The following is a 5291-nucleotide window of genomic DNA, read 5'->3' as shown; positions in this document are numbered from 1 at the left end:
CTCGGCGGCCCCGGCGTCCTCCGCGCCGGGCGCCTCGGGTGTCCCGTACGCCCCGTACGCCCCGATCAGGTCCGCCGCCGCGGTACGGAACAGCTCCCGCCGCCGTACCCCGCGGGCCGCCGCCACCGCCGCCTCCGGGTCCGCGTGCCGCCCCACGGCCGCCAGGGTCTCCTGCTCCAGATGCGCCCGCCCGCGCGGCCGCAGCCCCTGCTCGTCGCCGAGCAGCGCCACCGCCTCCGGCGCCCGCAGCAGCAGGTCCGGCGCCAGCCGGCCGGCGGACAGCACCCGGGCCAGGTTCTCCGCCGCCGCGCCCTCGTCGCGCAGCAGCCGCAGGTACCACGGCGTGCTGCCCAGCGCGTCCGAGACCTTGCGGAAGTTGAGCAGCCCCGCGTCCGGGTCGGCCGAGTCGCCGAACCAGCCGAGCAGCACCGGCAGCAGCGTCCGCTGGATCGCCGCCTTCCGGCTCATCCCCGCCGTCAGCGCCTCCAGATGGCGCAGCGCGGCCGCCGGGTCCTCGTACCCCAGCGCCACCAGCCGCTCCCGGGCGGCGTCCGGCGTCAGCCGCACCTCCCCGGGCGCGAGCCGGGCGACGACGTTGAGCAGCGGGCGGTAGAACAGCTTCTCGTGCAGCCGCCGCACCTCGAAGGCGTGCCGCCGCCACGCCTTGCGCAGGTGCGAGACCGGGTCGCCGAGGCCCTCGGAGGGCGGCAGCAGCCGCGCCAGCGAGCGGCCGAGCGCGCGCAGCTCGCGCTCGCTCTCCGGCACCAGGTGCGTACGGCGCAGCTTCTGCAGCTGGATGCGGTGCTCCAGGGAGCGCAGGAAGCGGTACGCGGCGTCCAGCGCGGCGGCGTCGGCGCGGCCGACGTACCCGCCGGAGGCGAGCGCGGCCAGCGCGTCCAGGGTCGTGCCGCTGCGCAGCGAGGCGTCGGCGCGGCCGTGCACGAGCTGCAGCAGCTGCACCGCGAACTCCACGTCCCGCAGCCCGCCGGGGCCCAGCTTCAGCTCCCGGTCCAGCTGCGCCACCGGGATGTTCGCCACCACCCGGCGGCGCATCTGCTGCACGTCCGGCACGAAGTTCTCCCGCTCCGCCGCCTGCCACACCATCGGCGCGATGGCGTCCGCGTACGCCGCGCCCAGCTCCGCGTCGCCCGCGACCGGGCGGGCCTTCAGCAGCGCCTGGAACTCCCAGGTCTTGGCCCAGCGCTGGTAGTACGCGAGGTGCGAGGAGAGGGTGCGCACCAGCGGGCCGTTGCGGCCCTCGGGGCGCAGGTTGGCGTCGACCGGCCAGATCGTGCCCTCGGCGGTGGTGTCGGAGCAGACGCGCATGAGGCGGGCCGCGAGCCGGGTCGCGGCCTGCACGGCGGTGCGCTCGTCGCCCTGGCCGCCGCCGTCAGCGCCGTCAGCGCCGCCGCCATCGCCGCCGCCCGGGCCGGCGTCGCGGGGCTCGGCGACGAAGATGACGTCGACGTCCGAGACGTAGTTCAGCTCCCGCCCGCCGCACTTGCCCATCCCGATCACCGCCAGCCGGCACGCGGCCGCGTCCTCGGGCCGCTCCTCACAGGCGATCTCCAGCGCCGCACGCAGCGTCGCCGTCGCCAGGTCGGCCAGCTCCGCCGCGGCCTGCACCACGTCCGTCGTCCCGCACACGTCCCGGGCGGCGATCCCCAGCAGCGCGCGCCGGTACGCGATCCGCAGCGCGTCCGGCCGCGGCAGCTCCGCGCCGCGCGGCCCCCACACCCCCTCGGCGAGCGCCCGTTCGAACTCCGCCGTCGTCGGATGCAGATCGGCCGACTCGTACGTGACCAGGGACTCCCAGTCGTCCGGGTGACGCGCCAGATGGTCCCCCAGCGCCTCGGACGCGCCCAGCACCCCCAGCAGCCGGTCGCGCAGCGGCTTGGCCGCCACCAGCGTGTCGAGCAGCGCCTGCCGCCGCTCCGGCCCCAGCGCCTCCGCGAGCCGCACCAGCCCGAGCAGCGCCCGGTCCGGATCGGCGGTGGCGCCCAGCGCGTCGAGCAGGACGGGGTCGTCCCGTACGCCGTCGAGCGCCGTGGACTCCAGCAGCCGCCCGGCGTCGGCCGGCTCGCCGAACCCGTACCGCAGCAGCCGGGTGAACGAGCTGCTCCTGCGCCCCTGCGGAACCGCCATCACGCGCACCGCCTCCCGTCCCGTGATCACGCAGCCACGAGCTTACGGCCCCGCCTCAGCCGAGCGGACGGCCGAACCCGGCACGACGTCCGGCCCGACGGGGCACACCGCCGCCTACAGCACGGGCAGGTTCTTGCGCAGCTCGAAGGCGGTGACCTCCGACCGGTACTCCTCCCACTCCTGCTTCTTGTTGCGCAGGAAGAAGTCGAAGACGTGCTCGCCGAGCGTCTCCGCGCAGATCTCGCTGCGCTCCATCAGCCCGATCGCCTCGCCGAGGTTCTGCGGCAGCGGCTCGATGCCCATCGCGCGGCGCTCCGCGTCCGTCAGCGCCCACACGTCGTCCTCGGCGCCCGGCGGCAGCTCGTAGCCCTCCTCGATGCCCTTCAGGCCGGCGGCCAGCAGCATCGCGTACGCCAGGTACGGGTTGCAGCCGGTGTCGAGGGAGCGGACCTCGATGCGGGTGGAGCCCGTCTTGCCCGGCTTGTAGAGCGGGACGCGGACGAGCGCGGAGCGGTTGTTGTGCCCCCAGCAGATGTACGACGGCGCCTCCCCGCCCGCGCCCGCGGTGCGCTGGGAGCCGCCCCAGATGCGCTTGTACGAGTTCACCCACTGGTTCGTCACCGCGGAGACCTCCGCGGCGTGCCGCAGCAGCCCGGCGATGAAGGACCGGCCCACCTTCGACAGCTGGAACTCCGAGCCGGACTCGTGGAAGGCGTTGCGGTCGCCCTCGAAGAGCGACAGGTGGGTGTGCATCCCGGAGCCCGGGTACTCGGAGAACGGCTTCGGCATGAACGTCGCCTGCACGCCCTGCTCCAGCGCCACCTGCTTCATGATCAGCCGGAACGTCATGATGTTGTCCGCGGTGGTCAGCGCGTCCGCGTAGCGCAGGTCGATCTCCTGCTGGCCCGGGGCGCCCTCGTGGTGCGAGAACTCCACCGAGATGCCCATCGACTCCAGCATCGTGATCGCCTGCCGGCGGAAGTCCATGCCGACGTTCTGCGGGGTGTGGTCGAAGTAGCCCGAGTTGTCCGCGGGCGCCGGCCGGCTGCCGTCGACCGGCTTCTCCTTCAGCAGGAAGAACTCGATCTCGGGGTGCGTGTAGAACGTGAAGCCCAGGTCGGAGGTCTTGGCGAGGATCCGCTTCAGCACGTACCGCGGATCGGCGAACGACGGCGAGCCGCCCGGCATGAGGATGTCGCAGAACATCCGCGCGGTGCCGGGGATCTCCGCGCGCCAGGGCAGCACCTGGAAGGTGCCGGGGTCGGGCTTGGCGAGCATGTCCGACTCGTGCACCCGGGCGAAGCCCTCGATCGCCGAGCCGTCGAAGCCGATGCCCTCGTCGAACGCCTGCTCAAGCTCGGCGGGCGCGACGGCGACGGACTTCAGGAAGCCCAGCACGTCGGTGAACCACAGCCGCACGAACCGGATGTCGCGCTCCTCCAGGGTCCGGAGCACGAACTCCTGCTGCTTCTCCATGGTCCACATCCTCGCAGGTGACTCGGTGGCGTGGGCGTGAGCCCTCAGTATCACGCTACGGAGTTTCACGGGGGTTTCGCACCCCGCGATGCGCGGTGCGCCTGCAGCGGGCGCGGCGGGTGCGGCGGGTGGGGGGCGTGGTGCGGGGGCATGGGTGTGGGACGTCGCGGTGCGCGTGCCGTGGGCTCGACGGGCGGGCAGGCGGGTGCTGCGGGTGCGGGACGTGGCGGGGGTGTGGGGTGCCGCTGGGGCTTGAGGCGGTCGGCGGGCGCTCGGCGCACTGGTGGGGGCGGGCCGGTGCTACGACGGGGGGTGCAGCGTCGAGCCGTCGGTCAGCGTGGCGGTCAGCTCCGCCCGGGCGCCTCGTTTTGCCGCCGCGGCCAGGAACCGGCCCTCCGCCGCGCCGCTGACGCCGCCGGAGGCGGTGACCGACGTCACGTCGCGGCTGCCCGCCGCCAGCACGTACCAGCTCCCCGAGCGTGCCTTCCACAGCACGCCCGCCAGCGCGTGCGGCGCCCGCACCCCGCACGCCGTGGTGTCCCGCGCGCGGGCCGCCACCGCGCCCTGCTCCCGCGGGTCGGTCGCCGGCGGCTGGAACTGGGCCAGGGCCACCCCGCCGATGCCGCGCCAGGTGTCGGCACGGGTGCACACCCAGGCGGCCGTGCCGCCGTCCTCGGGCAGCGGCTGCCCGGCGAACGTCCAGGAGTTCACCGTCCGTACGCCCTGCGCGCGGAGCGTGGCGAGGTGGCACGCGGTGCGGGCCCAGCGGTCGCGGGCGGCGGCGCCGGCGACGTCGGTGGCGGCGGCCGGGGAGCCGTACGTCAGCCGGGCGGGCACCAGCTCGCCGAGGTCGGTCGTCAGCTGCGCGGGGGCGCCGGCGCCGGCGGAGGGCCGGGTGCGCAGCTCCAGGGCGGGCCAGGTGGTGCAGGGCTGCTCGGCGGCGGAGGGCTTCGTGCCGGGGGGCGTCCCGGTGGCGGGGGACCGGGTGCCGGGCGCGGGGGCGCCGGCTGCCGCTGCGGCGGCGTGGTCGGTCGTCTGGGTGCCGGTTGCGGCGGCGGGGCCGTCGGCCGCCCGGGTCCTGTCGGTCCGGCCGCCGTCGGGCTTCATGCCGTCGTCCTGCTCGCTGCCGCCCCGTTGGCCCTCTGGCCTCACACCGTCGCCCCCCTCGTCCGCGGGTCCGGGGTCGCCGTTCTCCGCGGGGGCGGTGGTCGGGAGCGGAGGGCTGGGCACGGGGGCGGTGACGCCGTCCGGGGTGCGGTCCACCCGGCGCGGCTCCGCCGTGGGGGCCAGCAGCTCGCGCCGGGAGACGCCGGAGACCCAGGGGGCGGTCAGATAGCGGACGTTGCCGTCGGTGCGGGCGACGACGACGGCCAGCGCGCTCGCCGCGTCCGCGGCGTCGGCGCGGGCGAAGTCCAGCACCGCGGCGCCCGTCTTGCCGCGCACCTCCGCGTACCGCACCAGCCGCAGCCCGTCGTGGAAGAGGACGACGGTCGCCCGGTCGACGTCCCCCGCGTACAGCAGCCGCGGCGGTCCCGCGGGCGGCCCGGCGGCGGTGCCGGGCGTCGCGGAGACCCGTACGGACCCGCCCGGCCGGGCCCAGACGGCCAGCGCCCGGCGCAGCAGCGCGGTGTCGCCGGTGCGGGCGCCGCGGGCGGGCCAGGCGGCGAAGT

2 protein-coding genes and 1 pseudogene are annotated in these 5291 nt (G+C 76.0%); all 3 read right to left on the bottom strand.

The window, feature by feature from the left end; all coding sequences use genetic code 11:
- On the bottom strand, positions 1–2145 hold a 2145-nt coding region (locus ABD317_RS33045; protein WP_344294918.1), incomplete at its 3' end, for a bifunctional [glutamine synthetase] adenylyltransferase/[glutamine synthetase]-adenylyl-L-tyrosine phosphorylase.
- Between the two features lie 114 nt (positions 2146–2259).
- Positions 2260–3621 (bottom strand): glutamine synthetase family protein, encoded by a 1362-nt coding sequence (locus tag ABD317_RS33040; RefSeq protein ID WP_344294914.1) that lies wholly within the window; start codon positions 3619–3621, stop codon positions 2260–2262.
- A gap of 300 nt (positions 3622–3921) precedes the next feature.
- Positions 3922–5291 (bottom strand): annotated as a pseudogene (locus ABD317_RS33035) (hypothetical protein); the annotation flags it as partial.

It is taken from the genome of Streptomyces synnematoformans, from assembly GCF_039531005.1.
Taxonomy (GTDB): domain Bacteria; phylum Actinomycetota; class Actinomycetes; order Streptomycetales; family Streptomycetaceae; genus Streptomyces; species Streptomyces synnematoformans.
This window is presented reverse-complemented; position numbering and strand designations above follow the sequence as displayed.